The organism is Dietzia sp. ANT_WB102 (assembly GCF_008369165.1).
In the GTDB taxonomy this organism is placed as follows: Bacteria; Actinomycetota; Actinomycetes; order Mycobacteriales; family Mycobacteriaceae; genus Dietzia.
In genome coordinates this window covers 437,741-460,350 of record NZ_VOBA01000001.1, presented here as the reverse complement: position 1 = coordinate 460,350, position 22,610 = coordinate 437,741, and the positions used below count along the sequence as shown (strand labels likewise).

General features: G+C 69.2%; 17 protein-coding genes. 10 read left to right on the top strand and 7 right to left on the bottom strand.

What is annotated here, in order from left to right; all coding sequences use genetic code 11:
* Positions 1-42: 42 nt before the first annotated feature.
* Together FQ137_RS02040 and moaCB are read right to left on the bottom strand one after the other, a co-directional pair.
* Positions 43-516 carry a molybdenum cofactor biosynthesis protein MoaE gene (locus tag FQ137_RS02040; RefSeq protein WP_149290908.1) on the bottom strand — a complete coding sequence of 158 codons (474 nt, stop codon included), beginning with the start codon at positions 514-516 and terminating at the stop codon, positions 43-45.
* Between the two features lie 28 nt (positions 517-544).
* Complete coding sequence (gene moaCB, locus FQ137_RS02035) at positions 545-1,576, bottom strand: bifunctional molybdenum cofactor biosynthesis protein MoaC/MoaB (protein ID WP_149290907.1); 1,032 nt, start codon at positions 1,574-1,576, stop codon at positions 545-547.
* 57 nt (positions 1,577-1,633) lie between these two features.
* Here moaCB and FQ137_RS02030 point away from each other — a divergent pair, with 57 nt between their 5' ends.
* Positions 1,634-2,722 (top strand): NADH:flavin oxidoreductase/NADH oxidase, encoded by a 1,089-nt coding sequence (locus tag FQ137_RS02030; RefSeq protein ID WP_149290906.1) that lies wholly within the window; start codon positions 1,634-1,636, stop codon positions 2,720-2,722.
* A gap of 75 nt (positions 2,723-2,797) precedes the next feature.
* Here FQ137_RS02030 and poxB read toward each other — a convergent pair whose 3' ends face one another.
* Together poxB and FQ137_RS02020 are read right to left on the bottom strand one after the other, a co-directional pair.
* Complete coding sequence (gene poxB, locus FQ137_RS02025; protein ID WP_149290905.1) at positions 2,798-4,522, bottom strand: ubiquinone-dependent pyruvate dehydrogenase; 1,725 nt, start codon at positions 4,520-4,522, stop codon at positions 2,798-2,800.
* Positions 4,523-4,641: 119 nt separating this feature from the next.
* Entirely contained in the window at positions 4,642-6,105 is a 1,464-nt protein-coding gene (locus FQ137_RS02020; RefSeq protein ID WP_149290904.1) for an MFS transporter, read from the bottom strand.
* 115 nt (positions 6,106-6,220) lie between these two features.
* Between FQ137_RS02020 and FQ137_RS02015 the strand changes: the two genes are divergently transcribed.
* The 4 genes from FQ137_RS02015 (at position 6,221) to FQ137_RS02000 (ending at position 11,399) form a co-directional block, all read left to right on the top strand.
* Positions 6,221-6,694 (top strand): MarR family transcriptional regulator, encoded by a 474-nt coding sequence (locus FQ137_RS02015; RefSeq protein WP_149290903.1) that lies wholly within the window; start codon positions 6,221-6,223, stop codon positions 6,692-6,694.
* A gap of 81 nt (positions 6,695-6,775) precedes the next feature.
* Complete coding sequence (locus FQ137_RS02010; protein WP_149290902.1) at positions 6,776-7,465, top strand: phosphatase PAP2 family protein; 690 nt, start codon at positions 6,776-6,778, stop codon at positions 7,463-7,465.
* Positions 7,462-8,823: an alpha/beta hydrolase family protein gene (locus FQ137_RS02005; protein WP_149290901.1), complete on the top strand. Its 1,362-nt coding sequence runs from the start codon at positions 7,462-7,464 to the stop codon at positions 8,821-8,823. Before FQ137_RS02010 ends, FQ137_RS02005 begins: the two co-directional genes overlap by 4 nt.
* Entirely contained in the window at positions 8,820-11,399 is a 2,580-nt protein-coding gene (locus FQ137_RS02000) for a bifunctional lysylphosphatidylglycerol flippase/synthetase MprF (protein WP_255583389.1), read from the top strand. The genes FQ137_RS02005 and FQ137_RS02000 overlap by 4 nt, the downstream gene beginning before the upstream one ends.
* A gap of 70 nt (positions 11,400-11,469) precedes the next feature.
* Here FQ137_RS02000 and FQ137_RS01995 read toward each other — a convergent pair whose 3' ends face one another.
* The 3 genes from FQ137_RS01995 to glp form a co-directional block, all read right to left on the bottom strand.
* Positions 11,470-11,955 carry a DUF2231 domain-containing protein gene (locus tag FQ137_RS01995; RefSeq protein WP_149290900.1) on the bottom strand — a complete coding sequence of 162 codons (486 nt, stop codon included), beginning with the start codon at positions 11,953-11,955 and terminating at the stop codon, positions 11,470-11,472.
* Between the two features lie 124 nt (positions 11,956-12,079).
* On the bottom strand, positions 12,080-14,776 hold the full coding sequence (gene mgtA, locus FQ137_RS01990) for a magnesium-translocating P-type ATPase (protein ID WP_255583387.1): 2,697 nt from the start codon (positions 14,774-14,776) through the stop codon (positions 12,080-12,082).
* A gap of 54 nt (positions 14,777-14,830) precedes the next feature.
* Positions 14,831-16,087 carry a gephyrin-like molybdotransferase Glp gene (glp, locus tag FQ137_RS01985; RefSeq protein ID WP_149290899.1) on the bottom strand — a complete coding sequence of 419 codons (1,257 nt, stop codon included), beginning with the start codon at positions 16,085-16,087 and terminating at the stop codon, positions 14,831-14,833.
* A 164-nt stretch (positions 16,088-16,251) separates the two neighbouring features.
* On the opposite strand from glp, the gene FQ137_RS01980 reads away from it, so the two are divergent.
* The 5 genes from FQ137_RS01980 to FQ137_RS01960 are packed head-to-tail and all read left to right on the top strand — an operon-like array spanning position 16,252 to position 22,544.
* Complete coding sequence (locus FQ137_RS01980; protein ID WP_255584095.1) at positions 16,252-17,625, top strand: uracil-xanthine permease family protein; 1,374 nt, start codon at positions 16,252-16,254, stop codon at positions 17,623-17,625.
* 52 nt (positions 17,626-17,677) lie between these two features.
* A complete protein-coding gene (gene moaA / locus FQ137_RS01975; RefSeq protein WP_149290898.1) occupies positions 17,678-18,733 on the top strand; it encodes a GTP 3',8-cyclase MoaA in 1,056 nt (351 codons plus the stop codon).
* 31 nt (positions 18,734-18,764) lie between these two features.
* Positions 18,765-19,028: a MoaD/ThiS family protein gene (locus FQ137_RS01970; RefSeq protein WP_255583385.1), complete on the top strand. Its 264-nt coding sequence runs from the start codon at positions 18,765-18,767 to the stop codon at positions 19,026-19,028.
* 3 nt (positions 19,029-19,031) lie between these two features.
* Positions 19,032-19,838 carry a substrate-binding domain-containing protein gene (locus FQ137_RS01965; protein ID WP_149290897.1) on the top strand — a complete coding sequence of 269 codons (807 nt, stop codon included), beginning with the start codon at positions 19,032-19,034 and terminating at the stop codon, positions 19,836-19,838.
* Between the two features lie 48 nt (positions 19,839-19,886).
* Positions 19,887-22,544, top strand: coding sequence for a multicopper oxidase domain-containing protein (locus tag FQ137_RS01960; protein ID WP_255583382.1), 2,658 nt, complete (start codon positions 19,887-19,889; stop codon positions 22,542-22,544).
* Positions 22,545-22,610: the final 66 nt, after the last annotated feature.

The following is a 22,610-nucleotide window of genomic DNA, read 5'->3' as shown; positions in this document are numbered from 1 at the left end:
GCTCTGATGGAGCGAGCAGGGAAGGAGGTAGCGCGGCGGCGGTCAGCAGTCACCGACGCCCACCCATTCGGAGACGCCGTCGGTAAACCGTTGCCGCTTCCAGATGGGCACCCCGTGCTTGAGACGCTCGATGAGCTCCGAACACGCCGCGAACGCCTCGGCCCGGTGCGGCGCCACGGCGACCACGACCACCGCGACCTCGCCCACCGGCAGCACGCCCACGCGGTGGACGGCGGAGACGCGGACCGTGCGCCGGGGATCGGCGGGTTCGCCGTCGGCCGTAGCGGGGGACGTGTGCTCGGCCGCAACCTGGTCACACAGTCGGGCGAGCGTGTCGCGGGCCGTGGGATGGGCCGAGTACTCGATGTCAAGGACCTCGCGGCCGCCGTCGTGGTCGCGCACCACGCCGGAGAACGTCACCATCGCCCCGTCGGCGCTGGTCCACACGGCCTTCTCGACCTCGCGTGGGTCGATCACCCGGTCGGTGATGTCCACGAGTGGACTGGAGACGGTCATGGTGCGTTCCTCTCGGATGGGGCTCCGGCTAGTGGCTCCCGCCGTGTGCGTGGACGTCGAGCAGGTGCTCGAGCAGGTCGTCGAGGACCGCCAACCCGTCGCGGACCCCGCCCGTCGAGCCCGGCAGGTTCGCCACCAGCGTACGTCCGGCGAAGCCCGCGAGGCCGCGACTCATCGCTGCCGTCGGCGTGGCCGCCAGCCCTCGGGCGCGCATGGCCTCTGCGACACCCGGCAACGCGAGCTCCAGGTGCGGGGCCGTGGCCTCGGGGGTGCGGTCGTCGGCGGCGACACCGGTGCCGCCGGTGGTGAGCAACACCGCAGGGGAGCGGCGCACGTGCTCGGTGATCGCGCTGGCGATGTCAGCGTCGGCCACCACATGCACCTCGACCGGAGAGAAGCCGCGCTCGAGGAGCCATGACTCGATGGCGGGCCCGGTCGTGTCCTCCCGCTCGCCGCGGGCAGCGGCCGTGGACGAGACGACGACGACGCCACTTCGGTCAGAATCGAGCGCGGCGTGGTCGGACGGGAGGTCGGTCGTCTCGTCGTCGGAATCCCGGGTCCAGTCACCCCGCTTGCCGCCCGTCTTGGCGGCGAGGCGGACCCCGTCCATGGTGGCGAGCGGGTCGACCGCCTTGACCATGTCGTGCAGAGTCAGCCCGGCCACCGAGACGGCCGTGAGCGCCTCCATCTCGACGCCCGTCCTGCCCGTCGTCTTTGCGGTGGCCTGCACGTGGATCTCGCCGGCCTCATCGTCGAGGTCGAAATGCACCTTGACCGAATTCAGTGGAATCTGGTGGCACAGCGGGATGAGTTCGGACGTCCTCTTGGCGGCGCCGATCCCGGCTAGGCGAGCGGTGGCCAGGACGTCGGCTTTGCCCAGTGCGTCGCCGGCGACCATCGTCACGACCTCGGGGCGGGTGCGGAAGGTCCCCTCGGCCGTGGCAGTGCGGGTGGTGACGGCCTTGTCCCCGACATCGACCATGCGGACGCGGCCCTCGGAGTCGAGGTGCGTGAGCTGCGGCTCGGTGGTCTGGTGCTGTCCGGTGGGCGCGTCAGTCATGCCGCCCACGGTAGTCGGCCCATCGCCGACGGCCCCGGTCAAGGTTTAATCGCAGGCATGGCGATGCTCTTCGAACCGATCCGTATCCGCGACCTCGAGATCCGGAACCGGGCCTGGCTCTCGCCGATGTGCCAGTACTCGTGCGAGGACCGCGACGGCGTGCCGACGCCGTGGCATCTCGTGCACCTGGGTGCCCGGGCGCAGGGCGGGTTCGGGCTGATCCTCGCCGAGGCGTCGGCCGTGGTTCCGGAGGGCCGGATCAGCCCGGAGGACGCCGGGTTGTGGAACGACACGCAGCGCGACGCGTGGGCTCCGATCGTGGATTTCGTGCACTCACAGGGGTCGGTGATCGGCATCCAGCTGGCGCACGCGGGGAGGAAGGCATCCGCCTACCGGGCGTGGCCCGGTTATCCCGACGGCTCGATGCCGGTCGAGGAGGGCGGCTGGCCCACGGTCGCGCCCTCGGCGATCCCGTTCGGCGACATGGCTACCCCGGAGGCGCTGACCCTCGACGGGATCCGTGACGTGGTGGCCGCCTTCGCCGACGCCGCGCGCCGCGCCGACCAGGCCGGATTCGACGTGGTGGAGATCCACGCCGCCCACGGCTACCTCATCCACGAGTTCTACTCGCCGCTGTCCAACGAGCGCACCGACGAGTACGGCGGCTCGCGGGAGAACCGGGTGCGGCTGCTGCTGGACATCTGCGACGCCGTGCGGCAGGTGTGGCCGGAGGGCAAACCGCTGTTCGTCCGCATCTCGGCGACGGACTGGGTGCCCGGCGGCTGGACGCCGGAGGATTCGAGCTGGCTGGCCGGGCGGCTCGCCGAACACGGGGTCGACCTGGTGGACGTCTCCTCCTCCGCCAACACGCCCGATCGGCCACCGGTCGAGCTGGAGCAGGGTTACCAGGTGCCGCTGACCGAGGCGGTGAGATCGTCCGGCGCCGTGCTGGCTGGCGCGGTGGGCCTGATCAGCGACCCGCAGTACGCCGAGCAGCTGTTGGTGGACGAGCGCGCCGACGTGGTATTTCTCGGCCGGGTCGCGCTGCGTGAGCCCGCCTGGCCACTGCGTGCGGCCGCCGAACTCGGCCTCGACTGGCGGCAGGCGCCGTACCCGCCGCAGTACACCCGCGGAAAGTGGTCCTGATTCGCCTGGTCGAGACGCTCGAGTTCCGCTGCCGGTGCGCGCCCTGATCCCGCCCGCTCACGTCCCCAGGCCCGCTTAGAACAACTGCCGCAGATTGGCTCTGGCCAAGTCCAGGAGTTCGTCCCCGCGTCCGGACAGGACGGTCCGCAGCGAGTAGAGGGTGAATCCCTTGGCCTGCGCTGCACTGATGGTGGGTGGGATTGTCAGCTCTTGCCGTTCGACGACCACGTCGAGCAGTGCCGGCCCGTCGTGGGAGAGAAATTCTTGGACGGCCCGGGGCAGGTCCTCGGACTGCTCAACCCGGATCCCCCTGATGCCGACGGCGTCGGCGACCCGGGAGAAGTCGGGGTTGGTCAGGTCGGTGCCGAAGTTGACGAACCCGTCCGACTTCATCTCCACCTCGACGAAGTTGTACGAGGAGTTGTTGAAGACCACGATCTTGATCGGCAATTCGTGCTGGACCACGGTGAGTAGCTCACCCATCAGCATGGCGAGGCCACCGTCGCCGCACAGGGCGATCACCTGCCTGCCGGGTGCGGCCATCTGTGCGCCGATGCCCTGTGAGAGGGCGTTGGCCATGGATCCGTGGGTGAACGAGCCGATGATCCGCCGCCGCCCGTTCATGGTCAGGTATCGAGCGGCCCAGATCACCGGACTCCCGACGTCGGGCAGGAACACCGCGTCCTCGCTCGCGCCCTCGTCGAGGAGTCGCGTGAGGTATTGCGGGTGAATGGTCCGCTTCGAGGGTGTGGCGAGGTCGTCGAGCCTGCGCCGAGTGGAGGCGTAGTGCTTGACGGCGTCGTCGAGGTGAGATCGGTGCTCGTGGGTTCGGAGCATCGGCAGGAGCGCGCGGACGGTCTCGGCGACCCCGCCGACAAGGGGGACGTCCACGTGGGTGCGGCGGCCGATCTGTTCGCCACGGATGTCTACTTGTATGACCGTGGCGTCCGGATAAAACTGCTGGTAGGGCAGGTCCGATCCGAGTACCAGCAGGGTCTCGGCGGACATCATGGCGCGGTACCCGGAGGCGTACCCGAGCAATCCGGTCATGCCGACGTCGTAGGGATTGTCGAACGCGACCCATTCCTTTCCGCGCATCGCGTGGACGATCGGTGCCTTGAGCACTTCGGCGATCCCCACCAGTTCGGCATGGGCGCCGGCACACCCGGCACCGGCGAGGATCGTCACGTCCTCGCATTCGTCGAGCACGGCGACGGCGCGACGAAGTTCCTCATCGGTCGGGATCACCGTGCTGGACGTGGGCGTGATCGCAGCCACCTCGGCAGTGATCTCCTCGAGCGCCACATCGCCGGGGAGCACGAGCACGGCGACGCCGCGCTGCTCGACGGCCGCACGCATCGCGATCCGCAGCATCCGGGGCATCTGCGCGGGGGAGGAGACGTGCTCGACGTAGACGCTGCACTCGCGGAAGAGGTCCTGCGGATGCGTCTCCTGGAAGTAGCCGGAACCGATCTCCTCCGTGGGGATGTGGGCGGCGATGGCCAGGACGGGCACTCTCGAGCGCTGGGCATCGAAGAGGCCGTTGATGAGGTGGAGATTTCCCGGACCGCAGGAGCCGGCGCACACCGCGAGCTCGCCGGTCAGCGCCGCCTCCGCCGTGGCGGCGAAGGCGGCCGCCTCCTCGTGACGGGTGACGACCCAGTCCAGGCCAGCGTTCTGCATGATGGCGTCGGTGACGCCGTTGAGCGAATCCCCGGGTACGCCGTAGATGCGGCTGACCCCGGACTCGGCGAGGGTGTCGATGATATGTCGCGCGACAGTGGTGGTCCGGGCGGGCATGACGCCTCCGCGTTCTAGGGGAGTACTCGTCCCCGACGGACCGGGCCGGCCCGCCGGCACCGCGAGCTTATCGCCCCTGACCGGGGAGTGTCACCGGTTCGGGCCGGGTCCGGTGGCTGTCAACGGACAGCGGCGAGCTCCCCGACGGAGGCGTCCGACGGAGCCTCGACCTCGGCACTCGCCGGGGTACGCGGGATGAGCAGTACCACCAGCGCGCCGGCGACCGCTGCTCCGGCGCCCAGGAGGAAGCACAGTTGGAACATCTCCTCGGCGGGAACCTTCACGTCGCCGCCCAGGTCGGCGAGACGACTGGTCAGCACCAGCGCCATGACCGCCCCTGCGATGGTGGTGCCCATCGAGCGCATCAGCGCGTTGACGCCGACGCCTGAGCCCGCCTCGTTTGCGGGGCAGTTTTCCATGATCAGGGTGGGCATGGCGGCGTAACCGATGCCCACTCCGGCGCAGGCGATACAGGTCGCGACGAGCAACTGCCACGGCTCGGCGGCGAAGGCGGCTGCGGAGAGATAGCCGATGGCGATCACCGCGGCGCCGACGGCCAGGGTGACGCGGCCTCCGAAGCGGGTGAGCATGCGGCTCGAGACCGGGGTGAACAGGAGCATCATCAGCCCGGCGGGTGCCATCCACAGTCCGGCCCGGAGCATGGACTGGCCCAGCCCGTAGCCGGTCGATTCGGGCAGCTGCAGCAGCTGTGGCACGACGATCGACTGCGCCATCATGCCGAAACCTATGAGCACGGCCGCGATGTTGGTTAACAGGATGGGGCGGCGGGCGGTGGTGCGCAGGTCCACGAGGGGGTCCGGGTGGCGGGTCTCGTAGAACCCCCACGCCACCAGGACGATGACACCGCCGATGACGGCACCGAGCGTGGCGGGGGACGCCCAGCCCCAATCGCTGCCCTTGGAGCTGCCGCCGAGGACGGCCACCACGCCGACGGCCAGGCCGAGGGCGCCGATGGGGTCGAAACGTGAGTCGTCGGCAGTCGGGTAGTAGGGAACGACGACGACGGTGAGAACGACCATCGCGGCGGCGAGTGCACTGGCCACCCAGAACAGGACGTGCCAGTCGTAGTCCTCGGCGATCCAGGCAGCGAGCGGCAATCCGAGTGCCCCGCCCACCCCGAGGGTGGCACTGATGCCCGCGACCGCGGAGTTCCGCATGGACATCGGCACGGTCTCGCGCACAAAGCTGATGGCGACGGGAATGTACCCCATCGCGAAGCCCTGGAGGACGCGTCCCACGAGGACGGGGACGAGTGACGACGAGAGGGCACAGATGATCGACCCGGCGAGCATGAGCAGCGCCGAGGCGACCAGGACAGGCTTACGGCCGCGGATATCGGCCAGTCTCCCGGCGACGGGCATCGCCACACCCCCGGCGAGCAGGGTGGCCGTCACCACCCAGGCGGAGTTACTGGGGTCTGTGCTCAGCAGTCGCGGCAGTTCGGGCTGGATGGGGATGACCAGCGACTGCATCAGTGCCGCGCACATGCTCGAGAAGCCGAGCACCAGCACGATGAGGATCGGCGCGGCCGGGGGCCTTTTCTGGACGACTGCTTCTCTCATAGATCCTTCCGATCGCAAGGGTGCCCAAGCGTGTGTATGTAACATGCATTTCAAGTTTTGTGTACAGTACATATCGCTTGTCGGCTGGGCAAGTCGACGCTGGAGGAGGCCACACATGAGCGCGGACGATCCCACCGGGTGGGGTGGCGGAAACGCTCCGCGAGAGCGTCGCTTGGCGTCAACCCTCACGCGGCTGGACAAGGAGCGCCGCACGCTGGAGGGGGCCCAACGCCTCGGCACAGCGGACCTCCGGCTTCTCTGGCTGTTCGACGATGGTCGCGCCCGCACGCTCAGGGCGATCGCCGACGAGTTGGGACTGGAGCAGTCCACAGTCAACCGGCAGGTCAATGCCGCTGTCGGTGCGGGACTGCTCGAGCGGGCCCGCAGGCCGGGGGGCACGGCGTACGACATCAACCGGACCGTGGACGGCAAGCGCACGTATGACGAGGTGTCCAGCCTCTCGATGGGGGTGTACGCCACCGCCCTCGAGGCCATGGGAGACGACGCCGCGGAGGAGCTCATCGTGCTCCTCAAGAGTTTTCTCGAACACTTCCGGAGCGCAGTCGCATCGATGAACGGCGGCAAATAGGTCACCGAACAAGGGTGGCTCGCTCTGCACAAAGCGCGGTCTCTCCGCGCAGTCTCAGCAAGTCTTCCTAGGCTCTCAGCTGTGCAGTCTCACGAGGCCGGCTCGTCGCCGGACGTTGCCCCTGACCGTCGTCGATTTTTGCGGGGTGCGGATGCAAGGACTTCCGCTGCCTGGCTCCTCCTTCTGCCCCTAGTCCTCTTCGCGCTCCTCGCAGCATCGGTGGCGGCGCAACGTGCCCTTCCTTTCGACCGGCCCGTGATGCTGTGGCTCCACGCCGTGTCGACTCCCTGGCTGACTGCGGTGATGGAAGCGGCGACACAGCTCGGAGGTCTCGTCGTGGTCCCCATCGCCGCGACCGCGATGGCCGCGGCGCTGTGGTGGCGCGGGTCCCGAGAGGGCGCCACGCTGCTGGCGGCAGCGGTCCTCGGGTCGACGGTGGTCAACACCGTGCTCAAGGCGGTCTTTCGGCGGGCACGCCCTGACGTGTGGGAACCGCTGGTCGGGGAAAACTCCTACTCGTTCCCGAGCGGTCACGCGATGGCGACCATGTCGCTGGCGGTAGCGCTGGTGGTCCTCGCATGGAGCACGCGGTGGAGGTGGGCGGCAGTCACGGCGGGGGTGATGTACGTGTTGGCCGTCGGGGTCTCACGGGTGTACCTGGGTGTGCACTATCCGAGCGACGTCCTCGGGGGATGGAGCGCGTCCGTGCTGTGGGTGTCGGTGGTCGTGCTCGTCCTGGGGCGCATCCGATCGAGACGCAGCCCATCATGACAGTCAAGGAGGTGCTCGGAAGTTCGCTTCTGGGCACGCCGGCGTTGCTGACCGTGTGGGTGCTGGTGTTGGCCGGCTTCACGGGCGTGGTGGTTATCGGATCCAAGTCCGGAGGTACGAGCCGGGACGCTCGTCGCCGCTGGTGGACACGCACGATTCCGGCCTGCATTGTCGCCGTCGCGATTGTCACCGTGATCAGTGGTGTCCTCATAGAGAGGGTGTTCAAGCCCTTTCCCGACTCGCTGCCGCGGACCGTGTACGTGTGGATCGCACTGGGGGTGCTCGCGGTCTTACTCGGGGGCGTCGCGATCGCCGGTGGGAGTCGGCACCGTCGCCCGTGGCTCGTGGTGGGCGCTGTTCTCGCCGCCCTGTCTGTGGTGGCGGGGGCCGCTGGCCACGTCAACCGTGTGTATGCCGAGTTCCCCACTGTGGGCACCGTGCTCGGAATCTCGGACTACCGAACCGTTCCGCTCGCCGACGTCATCGGGTCCGTTCCGGTGACGATCGGCGGCGACCTCCCGCCCGGCACGCCGCTCGAGGCGGTGTGGACCCCGCCAGCGACCATGCCGACGAGCGGCGCGATCACCGAGGCGTCGATACCCGGCACTACCTCGGGTTTCGTGGCGCGACCTGCGCAGATCTACCTGCCCCCGGCCTACTTCACGGAGCCGCGGCCCTTGTTGCCGGTGCTGGTACTGCTGGCCGGTCAGCCCGGGGAGCCGATGGACTGGGTGGTGTCGGGACGGTTGCCGGTGGTGGCGGACGCGTTCGCAGCGCGTCATTCCGGGCTCTCCCCGGTTGTGGTGGTGGCCGACCCGATCGGGGAGCCTCTCGGGAACACGCTGTGCGTCGATTCGACTCAGGGCAATGCCCGGACCTATCTCTCGAAGGACGTTCCCACCTGGATCCATGAGAACCTCCAGGTGGCCACGGGGCCCGACGCGATGGCGATCGGCGGCCTGTCCTTCGGTGGGACGTGCGCCCTGCAGATGGCGCTGTCCGACCCGGAGATCTTTCCCACCTTCCTGGACATGTCGGGGCAGGGCGAACCGACGATCGGAACCCGTCCCGCCACGGTCGAGCAGTTCTTCGGCGGGGACGAGGCGGCGTTTCGCGAGCACAATCCCGCCGACCTCCTCGCGACCCGTCGGTTCCCCGGTCTCGCCGGTGCGTTCGTTTACGGCTCGTCCGACACCGAGTACGGGCCGGCGGCCCGGGAGCTCTATAAGGCCGCACTGGCGGCTGGGGTCGACGCCCACCTCAGCGAGCTCCCCGGGGGCCACAGTTACGCCGTGTGGTCGGCAGGCCTTCAACACGAACTGCCCTGGCTCGCCCAACGGACAGGGCTGATCCAGTGAGGCGGGCCATCTCCACTGCTCGCCGGTACACGGCCCGGGCGTGGACGAACTCGCCGTATACGTTCGCGTTGCTCGCTCTGTTGTGGGTTCTCGCAGCGGTTACCGGGACGGCAGCCCACGGCCCGGACCCGGGGGTGGGCGAACGGGTCTCGGCGGGGTGGGCGACCCTCGGCCACGGTTACGTCTGGACCGTCGTCACCTCAGGTGTCTTCGTGTCCGGCATTGCAAACCTCATCACCGCGTCTCTGCTGCTATTGGCCGTGGGGCCGGTCGCCGAGCGTCTACTGGGTGGGACCCGAATGCTCGCGGCCGCCCTCGCCGCCCAGATCGCGGGGGTTGTCGGCGGGATCGGGTACGGACTGCTCGTCGGCTTCCTCTCCGAGAGGTCCTGGCGGGCGTCAGTCACCCACGTCCACTCGTGGGTCGACCCACTGCCGTGGATCCTCGGCGTCCTACTGGCGTCGACGGCCAGGATGTCGGTCCTCTGGCGACGCCGGATCCGCGCCGTGGTCCTCGCTGTGCTCGTCACACTCGTTCTGTTCGCCGGGCATCCACAGGACGCCATACGGTTGTCCGCAGCGCTCGCCGGACTGGTCATGGGTACCGCCCTGACCCGCGACTCCCACCACACGCCACTGCTGGGCGGCTCGATCCGGGAGACCCGCACCCTGCTGGCCCTCGTGGTGGCGGCGACCGTGCTCGGACCCGTCCTGGTCTCGCTCACCTCGGGCGCAGTCGGACCCCTCGCCCCATTGAGCCAGCTCGTCCGGGAAGTTCCCTACACTCCGGCGCAGACGGCGGAGCTGTGCGCGATGGACCCGGGCGGGACCGAATGCTGGGATGCCACCCAGCTGCTCCGGCTCACCGGCGTCGGCCCGCTCGCCCTCACCCTCATGCCCACGCTCCTCGTCCTGGTGTTGGCGGACGGACTGCGTCGCGGACGACGAGCCGCACTCTGGTGGACTATCGCCGCGTACAGCGCGCAGCTCGCGGCATCGGCAGCCCTGCTCCTGTGGGGGCCGATCGAGGCGGGTCGCGGCCGGCGACAGTTGATCTTCGGAGCCGCCCCGCACGCGCTCACTCTGTGGGTGGTGTCCCCGCTCGTCGTCGTCGCCGGAATCCTGCTCGCGCTGCTGGTGACCGGCCGGTTCTTCCGGGTACGGGCGAGTGCCCGGGCGGTCCGCCGGGCGACCCTGTCGATAGCGGCCGTGGTCTTCGGGGGGCTCGTCGTCTTTGTCGTTCTCGGCGTGATCGTCACCGAAGGGGTGGCGGCCTCCGGGCTCTCGGACCCATCGATCGTGGAACTCGTGCGCGACTACCCGGTCCGCCTCATCCCACCCGCTTACCTGGGAGTGATCGATCCCGACCTGCTCCCAGTCTCGGACGCGGCGACGATCCTGTTTGAATGGATCGGCGTGGTCGTCTGGGGCGGCGTCATCGTGGTGCTGTGGCGCCTGCTGCGCGCCCGCCGGACGGACGAGGACCCGGCGTCGGAAGACCGACTCCGGGAACTGCTGCACCAGCCGGGCGGGTCATCGATGTCGTGGATGACGACCTGGTCGGGCAACGAGTACTGGTTCACCCGACGACACCCACCGGAAGGACTGTCCGCAGTAGCGTTCCGGGTGGTGGGGGGGGTCGCACTGACGACCGCCGGACCGGTGGGACCCGCTGATCAGGCCGGTCCGGCGGCCCTCGAGTTCGCCGAGCACTGCGCACTCCAGGGGCTGACCCCCTGCTTCTACTCGGTCGACGCCGGGCTTGAGACGGCGCTCCGGGCGGCGGGGTGGTCGTCGTTGCAGGTGGCGGAGGAGACCGTGATCCCGCTGCCCGACCTGGCCTTCACCGGAAAGAAATTCCAGGACGTCCGGACCGCTCTCAACCGGGCCCGGAAGGAGCAGGTGACGGCCGAGTGGACCTCTTTCGACCGGGTCCCGCTCGCGCTGCGTCAACAGATCATCGCGATCTCCGAGGAGTGGGTGGCAGACAAGGGCTTGCCGGAGATGGGCTTCACCCTCGGCGGGATCGAGGAGCTGCGCGACCCCGAGGTGCGCCTGCTCCTCGCTGTCGACAACCACGATGTGGTCCACGGCGTGACCTCGTGGCTCCCCGTGTACCGCCGGGGCGTGCTCGTGGGCCTCACCCTGGACTTCATGCGTCGCCGCAACGGCGGCTTCCGGCCGACCACCGAGTTCCTCATCGCCTCCGCAGCGATCGCGGCGAAAGACGAGGGCCTGGAGTTCCTCAGCTTGTCCGGAGCGCCGTTGGCGCACGGCGGTGGTGCCGGCGGCGGCGCAAAAAGCACACCAGCAGGGGACACCTCGGCGCTATCCGCCGTCCTGGACCGCGTCGGGGAAGCGCTCGAACCCGTCTACGGCTTCCGCTCGCTTCTGGCCTTCAAGTCCAAATTCGACCCGGATTACCGGCCCTTGTACCTGTGCTACCCCGATGCGGCGGCGCTCCCGGCGATCGGGGTGGCGGTGGGTCGCTCCTATCTTCCGAAAGTGGGCCTGAGCCAGGGCGCCCGCCTGGTGGCCACACTGCGGCGGGTCCGGAGCCACACAGACGAGACGTAGCAGCCCTCGAAAGTGGCGGATGCTGACTCGATGACCGGTTGGAATGTGATCGCCCACTGGCGACGATGGATCAGCCTGTACGCCAGTCCGACCAGGTGGCCTGCGCGCCGGTGTGCCCGGTGACAACGGTTTGGTAGATCAGGAACACCCCGGCCAGCACGGCGAATATCCGCACGGTGAGCACTAACCACCGGTGTGCCCCCACCTTGTCAAGGAACGGCACCACTGAGGCCATCCGCGGCCAGGTGAGGACGAACAGCACGATCACGACGGCTGCGAAGATCTCGGCGGCGATCTCCAGTAGCTGACCCTGCTCGGCATGTTCGCGGATCAGGCGGCTGCCCGGCAAGGCGTGTTCCAGGGCTTCCCCAGCGTTGGCGGTCAGGATGGTGAGCCCTGCGACAAGCACCGCCAATATCGTCACCGGCCACTGCAGGACTCGGCGCCAGGTAGGGCGGAGGGCGTAGAGAATGCCACCGAGTCCGGCAATCGGTGCCAGGACGATGACCGAGTGCAGCAACAGGATGTGGGCAGGTAGACCTGCGAATTCCAGCATGGGAGAGCCTTTCGTCTCCTGTGAGACGCGGAACTCTGATCGGCCGCGCCGCAGGCTTGGCTGCCCGTGAGGGGAACAGTAGGTGGCGGGTGCTGTGCCAACGCTGAATGCGCCTGATTCCGGCCTATCGGTTGCGGTAGGAGACCCGGGCGGGGGCGCCCCGGTGGGCGGCGAAACCGGTCGCCCGGCGGTGCACCCTGGTGGCGGGGTGCGGATGGAAGCGGCGGCGATGCGGGAGGCCGGTGGGGCGCTCGTCCTCGGCCCGGAAGAAGTAATACTTGACGGTCTCGATCAGAACCAGGTAGGTCACGGTCATGACTGCCAGAGCGAGGTAGAACGGTGCCGGCAGCGCGACGAACCCGAGTAGGACTCCGAGGGGGGTGAGCGGCAGAGCTACGCCGACGGCCACGACCACCAGCACGGCACCGGTCAGCGCCCACGATGGCCGGCTGCGAAGGAATGGAACCTGTCGGGTGCGGATCGCGAACACGATGAGAGTCTGGGTCGCCAACGACTCCACAAACCAGCCCGTGCGGAACTCCGCCGGACCAGCGTGCAGGACCCCCAGTAGAAGGGCGAAAGTAGCGAAATCGAACAGCGAGGAGACCGGACCGAAGACGAGCATGAACCGGCGGATCTGCGCCAAGTCCCAGTGGGAGGGCTTTCGCAACTGAGCCGCGTCGACCCGGTCGGTGGGAATGGCCAGCTGGGAGGAGTCGTACAGGACGTTATTGAGCAGGATCTGCTGGGGCAACATCGGCAGGAAGGACAGGAAGGCACTGGCTGCGGCGGCGGAGAACATATTGCCGAAGTTGGACGAGGTACCCATCAGGACGTACTTGATGGTGTTGGCGAAGATCCGCCGACCGCCAATCACCCCTCGGGCCAGGGTGCCGAGGTCCTTCTCGAGCAGGATCACGTCGGCAGCATCTTTTGCCACATCGGTGCCGGTGTCCACCGAGATCCCGACGTCGGCCTGATGCAGGGCCAGGGCGTCGTTAACCCCGTCGCCGAGGTAACCGACGGAGTGCTGGGCGCGCAGCACACGGATGATCCGTGCCTTCTGCTCGGGGGAGACCCGCGCGAAGACGATCGTGGTGGTGGCCGCGGCGGCGAGGGCTTTGTCGTCCAGGGCCTCGACTTGGTGCCCGGTCAGGGCCGTGACGCCGCCGGTGGGGTCTGTGAGTCCCAGGTCCCGGCAGACCTTGATCGCCACCACCGCATTGTCTCCGGTAGTGACCTTCACCGCGATGCCCAACTCGGCAAGGGCACGCAAGGATTCGGCGGCGTCGGTCTTGGGGCGGTCCAGGAAACACAGATAGCCGGCCAACCGGAACCGGGCGGGAGGTGCCGATTCCAACTCGAGTTCGTTGTCGGCCCGACGCGCGGCCACAGCGACCACCCGCAGCCCCTGCCGAAAGAGGGAGTCCACGGCGACTCGATCTTCGTCGTCACTCTCCGGGCACAGGGATAGCACTACTTCGGGAGCTCCTTTGAGGAGTTCTCGGCGATGCCCGTCCGGGGCGTCCACGAGCACCGATGAGGTCAGTGAATCGTGGTCGAAGGGACGAAAGTTCACCCGCCGGTATCCGGTGACATCCACCGGGTCCCGGGCCCCGGGCCCCGCGGCCTTCCATAGCGCGGCGTCGAGGGCGTTCTGCCCCGCCCCCGCGCCATCGGCGGCGGGATCGGCCTCGCAGCTCAGCAGACCCCAGCGGGCGGTGGTCATCTGGTCCTCCCCGGCGGGCACCGCCTCGAGGAAGGTGATCTGCCCCTCTGTGAGCGTGCCCGTCTTGTCGGTGACGAGCACGTCCATGTTGCCCAGGTCTTCGATGCTCATCAAGCGTTTGACCAGCACCTTTTCCTTCGCCAGAATTCGCGAACCGGCGGCCAGGGAGGTGCTCACCACGGCCGGCAGTAGCTGCGGGGTGATGCCCACCGCGATCGCCAGCGAGAACAACAGGGCCTCGAGGAACGGGCGCCGCAGGAGCAGGTTGATCACCAGGATCCCCGTCATCAATGCCAGGCCGATCCAGAGCAGCATCATGGAAAAACGCGTCAAACCCACCTGAAAGCCGGTGCGTGGTGCGCGTTCCCCCAGCCCCTGGGCGATCCTCCCGAACTGGGCGTCTGTGCCGGTGGCGACCACCACGGCAGTGGCGTCCCCGTGGCGTACCACCGTGCCCATCAGCAGGCACGAGTTCAACTCTGCCAGCGCCGCTCCCGGCCCCACGGGCAGCGGCGACTTGGATACCGGAACCGCCTCTCCGGTCAGAACCGACTCGTCGGCTTCCAGTTCGTGGCAGTCCAGCACCCGCAGATCCGCCGGGACGATGGAGCCCAGCCCCACCCGCACGAGATCGCCGACCACCAGGTTCTTGACGTCCACGACACGATCCCGCCCACCCCGAACGACCACCACACTGTGGCTGACCTGCTGGTGCAGATCCTGCGCAGTGCGCTCCGCCCGGTACTCGTTGACGAACCCCAGGCCGGTACTGGCAGCCATGATCGACACGATGATCAGCGCATTGACCCGATCCCCGGTAGCGAAAGACAGGCCCGCAGCGATGAGCAACAACAGGAGCACGGGATTGGCGAATTGCCGCAGGAGAACACTCCACCCGGTGGCGCGGTGTCCGGGCAGAGCATTGGGCCCGTCCACCGCCAGACGAGCAGCGGCGTGCTCGTCGTCCCACCCCGAGTCCGACACCCCGAGCGCGTCCAACACCTCTGGCCCAGGCAGGCTCGCCGCGTGCTCCAGAGTCAATCGGCTCTCCGGTGCCGCGTGGTCCAGCCCGATCCCGCGATCTCGGCCCACAGTGTCAATCTAGGTACTCGACCGTGTCATTACCAGAGCGGCCGTGCGACCCGCCTACAACGTCAACGCATCGACCTCGGCGCCAGCGGGCAGGAAGGTCACCTCTGCCGGGATCTCCACGAGCACGTCCGCGCGGGCCATCGACGCCACGAGATGAGAGCCGGGGCCCGAGACGGGGTCCGCCGTGGGCAGGGCTGCGCCTGCAGAGGCGGCCGGGGTCAGCGCCGCGCGGAGATACTGCACCCGGCCGGCGGGGGAGGAGATGTCGCGGGACAGGCGGACGCGGACAGGGCGGATCGGCTCGCGGCCCACTGCCTCGAGGATCACTGGCCGAAGGAGCACCACGAACGACACCAGTGCACTCACCGGGTTGCCCGGCAGGCACACGACGGGGGTGTCGCGCCACGTCGAGAGCCCCTGCGGGCCCCCGGGTTGCATGGCGATCGGTGCGAAGCGGGCACCCACGCGATCGGCGAGCACCTGACGCACTACTTCCGCGTCACCCATCGAGACGGCGCCCGCGGTCACCACGAGATCCGCATCCCCGGAAGCGGCGTCCAGAGCCGCGGTGAACTGAGTGCGGTCATCGCCGCAGATGATCCTCTTGGTGACCTCGCAGCCGGAGGCCTTGAGCGCGGCCGCCAGCGTGATCGAGTTGGACTCCCAGATCTGCCCCGGACCCAGCGGCCGCCCCGGCGCGACCAGTTCCGACCCGGTGGCCACCACCCCGACCCGCGGCCGCGGTCGCACATCGAGCCCCGACTCGCCCAGTGACGCCGCCGCCGCCAGGTGCCGCGCCTCCAGCCGCACCCCGGCGTCGATTACCACGTCCCCGGCCCGGACATCGTCGCCCGGTCGCCGGATGAATTCACCCGGCGACCGAGGTGCGAGTACCACCACGGAGGGCTCGGCCTCGCTCTCCATCGTGTCCTCGACCGGCACCACACAATCCGCGCCCTCGGGGACGGGCGCTCCGGTCATCACTTTGCAGGCCTCGTCGTCGTCGACAACGGGGCCCGGCCCCTGCCCGGCGTGCACCGCCCCCACCACTCGCAGTCGCACCGGCGAGTCCGGCCCGGCCCCCGCGACGTCAGCGGACCGCACCGCATAGCCGTCCATCTGCGAGTTGACGAACAACGGCAGGTCGACCGTCGCCCGCAGCTGCGACGCCAGCACCGAATCCGCGCACGCCGACAGCGGCAGGTGCGTACTCCGAGCTGCCCGTTCGAGCACGGTCGCCAGGTGCGCGCTAACGAGCTCGCGGTACTCGGCGGGGGACGGGCGGGACGACCGGGCGGGCAGGGAACTCATGGCTCCACGTTAGCCGCGTTGTACTGTCCCTAACGGTCCGCGCGCGGGGCGCAGGCGGCAGAACACTAGGGGAGACGGTGGCACGTAGGGAGCGGGGGTCGGTAGCGCTGTGGTCGGTACACGGCGACGGCAAGAACATCAGTCCCGGCGAGGTGGTCGGCCCCATGGAGCGACTGAGCTGGCCGCGGACCATCGGGATCGGCGCGCAGCACGTGGTGTCGATGTTCGGCGCGACGTTCGTCTTCCCCCTCATCATGGGGCTCAACCCGCAGCTCGCGATCCTGTTCTCGGGTGTGTGCACCCTGCTGTTCCTCGCGGTGGTCAAGGGGCAGATTCCCAGCTACCTCGGCACCTCGGTGGCCTTCGTCGGTGCGGTGGCAGCGATCCGTGCGCAGGGCGGCACGAGCGCCGAGGTCACCGGTGCGATGCTGGTGGCCGGCGCCGCGCTCCTGGTGGTGGGTCTGATCGTGCACGCCGTCGGCGGCCGGGTGGTCACAGCGATCCTCCCACCGGTCGTCACCGGCGCGGTCGTCATGCTGCTCGGCTTCAACCTCGCACCCGTCGTGGCCGAGACCTACTGGCCGCAGGACCAGTGGGTCGCGCTCACCGTGATGATCGTGCTCGTCCTCATGACCGTGGGACTCAAGGGCTTCGCGGGGCGTATCGCGATCTTCCTCGCGCTGGTCTTCGGCTACGTCCTGTCGTGGGTGCTGGACCTGGTCGCCGGCCCCATCACCGCCTTCAGCGCCACCGCCGGCGAGATCACCGAGCACCTTCGGGTGGACTGGTCGGGAGTGGGCGAGGCGCCGTGGATCGGGCTGCCGCCCATGACCGACGAGGCGGCCGGTGTGGTGGGCATCCACGCGCCCGACTTCTCCCTGGCGTTCGTGCTGCTGGTGGTGCCGGGCGTCATCGCGCTCATCGCCGAGAACGCCGGGCACGTCAAGGCGATCGGCGAGATCACACGCACCGACACTGACGGACTCATGGGCCGCGCCCTCGCCGCCGACGGGGCGGGGACGATCCTGGCGACCTCGTTCGGGGGGTCGGCGACGACGACGTACGCCGAGAACATCGGCGTGATGGCCGCGACCAGGGTGTACTCGACGGCCGCCTACGTGGTGGCCGCGCTGACCGCGATCGTGCTGGGGTGTTCGCCCAAGCTCGGGGCCGTGATCTCCGCGACCCCGGGTGGCGTACTCGGCGGGATCACCGTGGTGCTGTACGGCATGATCGGGCTGCTCGGCGCCAAGATCTGGAAAGAGAACCGGGTCGACTTCGGCAACCCGCTCAACCTGGTGCCGGTCGCGGCGGGCGTGGTGATCGCGATCGGCGACACGACCCTGCACATCACCGACGATTTTCAGCTGGGCGGCATCGCCCTGGGCACCCTCGTCGTAGTCCTGGGCCACCACCTCGGTCGTGCGGTCGCGCCGCAGCTACGAGATCAGGCCGAGCGCGACGAGGTCCACGAGATGACACTGCTCGGGCCCACCCCGGATGTCGGGGCGCTGGACGGGCAGACGCCGGACAGGTGAGCGGGCCGGGCGCGCGGCACCTACACTCGGGGAATCCGACCGCCGAAGGGAGGTGCGCGCCGTGACCGTCCCGGACACCCGCAGCCCCTCCGCGCGTCCCGCGACGCCGCTGCTCCTCGACTCGTTCGGCCGCATCGCCCGCGACCTGCGCGTCTCCCTGACCGAGAAGTGCTCGCTGAGATGCACGTACTGCATGCCCGAGGAGGGTCTGCCCCCGATCCCCGACGCCGCACGCATGACCAGCGACGAGGTGGTCCGACTGGTCACGCTGGCACACCGCGAACTCGGAGTGCACGAGGTCCGCTTTACCGGCGGTGAACCCCTCATGCGGGCCGATCTCGAGCAGATCATCGCCGGAAGCCGGGCGGAGTGCCCCGACCTGCCAATCGCCATGACCTCCAACGGCGTGGGTCTCGAGCACCGGGTTGGCGCGCTCGTCGAGGCCGGACTGGACCGAATCAACATCTCCCTGGACACGGTCAACCGGGTCGAGTTCGCCGAACTGACGCGCCGGGACCGTCTCCCGTCGGTCCTGCGCGGGGTACGGGCCGCGGTCGAGGCTGGGCTGGACCCCGTGAAGGTCAACGCCGTGCCACTGCGGGCGACCCTGCACGGCGCGCCCGACCTACTGGAATGGGCCCTCGCCGAGGGAGTGCAGCTGCGGTTCATCGAGGAGATGCCGCTCGATGCCGACAACACCTGGTCGCGGGCAGAGATGGTCACCGCCCAGGAGGTCCTGGACTCTCTGGGCACACGATTCGACCTCGTCCCGGCCGGGCGCGACGATCCGTCCGCACCGGCCGAGCTGTGGCGGGTCGCCGGCCACACGGTAGGCGGTCTCGTCGCCACAGTCGGGGTGATCGCCACCGTCACCCGCAACTTCTGCGCAGCCTGTGACCGCACCCGCCTCACCGCCGAGGGCACCGTGCGGTCGTGCCTGTTCAGCGACGACGAGACGGACGTCCTCGGGGTGCTGAGGGCGGGCGCTCCGGACCACGAGATCGCCGAGGTCTGGCGCGGTGCAATGTGGGGCAAGCAGGCAGGACATGGAATAGGTGGCACAGCCTTCCACCGGCCGCGGCGGTCGATGGGCGCCATTGGTGGGTGACGTGTCAGTGTCGAACGATAGAGTTGACGCCGTGAGCAAGGCACCGAGAGTGATCACCGTGGGGTACTACGCGGCGGCCGAGGACGCCGCGGGCACCGCCCGCGAGCGGCTGCACACCGACGCCGCAACCGTCGGGGAGCTGGCGCGGGAGGTATGCGAGCGGCACGGCGAACCGCTCGCCAGCATCGTCACCGTGTCATCGTTCCTCGTGGGTGAGGAGACGACCCGTGACCCCAACGCCTCGATCGACGGTATCGCCACGGTGGACATCCTCCCTCCGTTCGCCGGGGGCTGATCTGTGAGCCGAAGCCGTGCTGTCAGCGTGGTGGCTACGGTTCTGGCGTGTTCGGGTCTCATCGCGTGCGCGGCCCCGGAGCCGGATACTCCCGTCACCACCATCGGGGTCGCCGCCGCACCGTCCCTCTCCGGGGCGTTGACCGAGATGATCCAACTCTTCGAGGAAGACCACCCCGGGGTCCGCGTGAGTCTGGAGCTGGTCCGTTCCGCCTCCATAGCGGAGGGGCTGCCTACACGCAGCGACATCAATGTCTACGCCTCCGCAGACGAGGAATCCATGCAGCGGCTCGTCGATGCGAGCGTTGCGGCCGAACCGAGGGTGTTCGCCCGGAATCACGTCGTGGTCGCGGTCCCCTCCGGAAATCCCCGCCAGGTCAAGGGGTTGCGTGATCTGGAACGGCCCGACCTCCGGGTGGGGCTGTGTCGGTTGGATGTACCCTGCGGTCGCGCGGCGGAGTCGCTGCTGACCGCCGCAGATGTGTCCCCGGTGCAGGTCGATCGTCACGAGGGATCGCGCGCCGTCGCAGCACGCCTGGCGAACGACGAACTGGACGTGGGCATCGTCTACCGCACCGATATCGCAGCGTCCCACGGGTGGGTGTCCCAGGCGGAGGTCGACCAGCACGACAGGGAACTGGCGCAGGCAGCCGGCATGACGAGATACACAGTCGCCAGGATCCCCGGCGGCGAGAACGGCCCGGACGCCGAGACCGAGCGCGCCGCCGCACGCGACTTCGTCGAGTTGGTGACCTCCGACCGCGGCCGCCGCGCGCTCGAGAACGCCGGCCTGGCCCCATTACCTCAGTAGTCGGCCAGCACTCGGCCGGCGGGATCGCGACGCCCTAGACTCCGCGGTGTGGACACTGCTGCGACCCGGACCCCGCCCCGGAAGAAGGGGTCGTGGCACCGCCGGGCCACCCGGCCGGTGCAGCTGTGGATGATCGCCCTGGTGGTGTTGGGTGTCGTCCACCGGTGGGTGCCCGCGTCCACGTGGACGATCATCCACGTCTTCACGCTAGGCCTGCTCACCAACTCGATCCTCGTGTGGGGGCAGCACTTCACCGAGACCCTGCTGCACCGGCGTCCCGCGGAGCAGTCGCGCGCACTGCAGGTGCGCAGGATCATGGTGCTCAACGCCGGGATCGTGGTCCTGGTCGGGGGCATGATCGCCGCGGTGCCTGCTCTCGTGGTCGCCGGCGCGACGGTCGTGGGCGGCGCGGTCACCTGGTACGTCGTGGACATGGTCCGCCAACTCCGGGCGGCGGCGCCTACCCGCTTCCGGCCGATCCTCGTCTACTACGCCTTCGCGGCGGCGTTCTTGCCATTCGGCGCGGTGGCCGGGGCTTTCATGGGCGTCGGGGTCCCCGAGGAGTGGGCGCTCCGGCTGCGCGCGTTCCACCTCGCGGTCAACGTGCTGGGCTTTGTCGGCATCACCGTCCTCACTACGCTGGTCACCTTCTGGGCGACCGTGTCGCGAGGCCGTATGCCCGAGGGGCAGGACACGGCCGCGGCCCGGTCCCTGGCGGTGCTGACGGCGGCGGTCGTCGCGGCGGCGGTGTCGTCGCTCTTCGGCGCGTGGCCGGTGACCGCGGCGTCCCTGGTCGTGTATCTGCTGGCCGTGCTGTGGCACCTGCTGTACCTGGGGCGCGTGTCCAGGTCCGCGCCACCGCGGGAGTTTGCGTCGATGAGCATCGGCTGCGGCCTGCTGTGGCTACCTGTCGCGGTGGGGTGGGCCGCGTGGCTGGTGGCGGCCGGGCGCGTCGACGACCTGGGGGCGGTGACGGTACCACTGCTCGCGGGGGCGGCCGCCCAGATCCTCTTCGGGGCGATGAGCTTCCTCATGCCCACCGTGATGCGGGGTGGGCCGGCGGCCGTGCGGGCGGGGATGGTGGAGATGAACCGCCTGGCCGTGTTCCGGTTGGTACTGGTCAACGCCGGTCTCGTCGTCTTCCTCGTGCCCGGAGGCACCAGCTGGACCCGGGTCGTGGGCTCGTCGGTGGCGTTCCTCGGGTTCGCGCTGTTCCTGCCGGTGATGATCCGTGCGGTTCGTGCCCAGTTACAGGTGATCCGCGAGACCGCGGCGGCACGGGCGGCGGGGGAGCGGCCGGCCCGGGTCACCGCGGACACGCCGCGTCCCGAGATCGCGCCCGGCCGCCAGCGCAACCTGGTGGGAGCGCTGGCCGCTGTGCTGGTGGTCGTGCTCTCGACCGGTATCGCCCTGGCCGTCGACCCGGCGTCGCCGCTGCGTCGCACCGGCGAGTCCGTCGCCGTGTCACCCACCGGCAACACGACGACCGTCGAGGTGGCGGCGGTGGGGATGAGGTTCGTGCCGGACACCGTGTCCGTCCCCGCGGGCGATCGACTGGTGATCGAACTGAGGAACGACGACGACACCACGGTCCACGACCTGTACCTGGTCAACGGGGTCGGTTCCGGCCGGATCGAGCCGGGCGGTTCGGCGACCGTGGACGTGGGAGTGGTCGGCAGTTCGATGGAGGGCTGGTGCACGATCGCCGGACACAAGGCGATGGGGATGACATTCCAGGTCCGGGCGGAGGGCGGCGACCCCGCCACGGGGCACGGCGACCACGGGGGCACCGGCAGCGGTCCCGCAGTCGCCCCCACCGACGCGATCGATGTCTTGGCCCCGCCGTCCGACCACGTCGTGACCCGAGACCCCGTGCTTGCGCCCGCATCGGCGACCCGCGAACATCGGATCACCCTCACGGCCGAGGAGACCACCGCCGAGCTCGCGCCCGGTGTGGTGCGGCCCGTGTGGACCTATAACGGCGGGCTTCCGGCGCCCACCCTCCGGGGCAGGGTCGGGGACTCGTTCATCGTGACCTTCCGCAATAACGGCACCATCGGGCACTCGATCGATTTCCATGCCGGCGACGTCCGTCCAGATGAGGTCATGCGGACTATTCCGCCGGGTGAGGAGCTGGAATACCGGTTCACTGTGACCCGGGCGGGCGCTTGGCTCTACCACTGCGCGACCGCGCCCATCAGCGGCCACGTCGCCGCGGGGATGTTCGGTGCGCTCATCGTGGATCCGCCAGACCTGCCCGGGGTGGACCGGGAGTACGTCCTCGTCCAGTCGGAGGCCTACCTCGGGGCCCAGGATGAACCGTTCGACATGGACAAGATCGCCGCGGGCCGACCGGACCTGGTGATGTTCAACGGGCACGCGACCCAGTACCGGCGGGACCCGCTGACCGCCCGGGTGGGCGAGACCGTACGCATCTGGGCAGTGGTGGCCGGGCCCAGTGACGGGACGAGCTTCCACGTGGTGGGTTCGCAGTTCCACACCGTGTACAAGGAGGGTGGTTACCTACTGAAGGGCGGCCGCGACGCCTTCGGCGGGCGCGACGGCGGGGCGCAGACACTGGACCTCGCGCCGGCACAGGGCGGTTTCGTCGAGATGACCTTCGCCGAGCCCGGACGCTACACCTTTGTCGACCACTCGTTTGCTGACGCCGAGAAGGGCGCGACCGGCTACATCGACGTCTACTAGTGGCCCGGCGGGTGCGCTACGCGGTCGTGGGCGTGGTCTCGTGACAACCGCAGTACTGACACATGG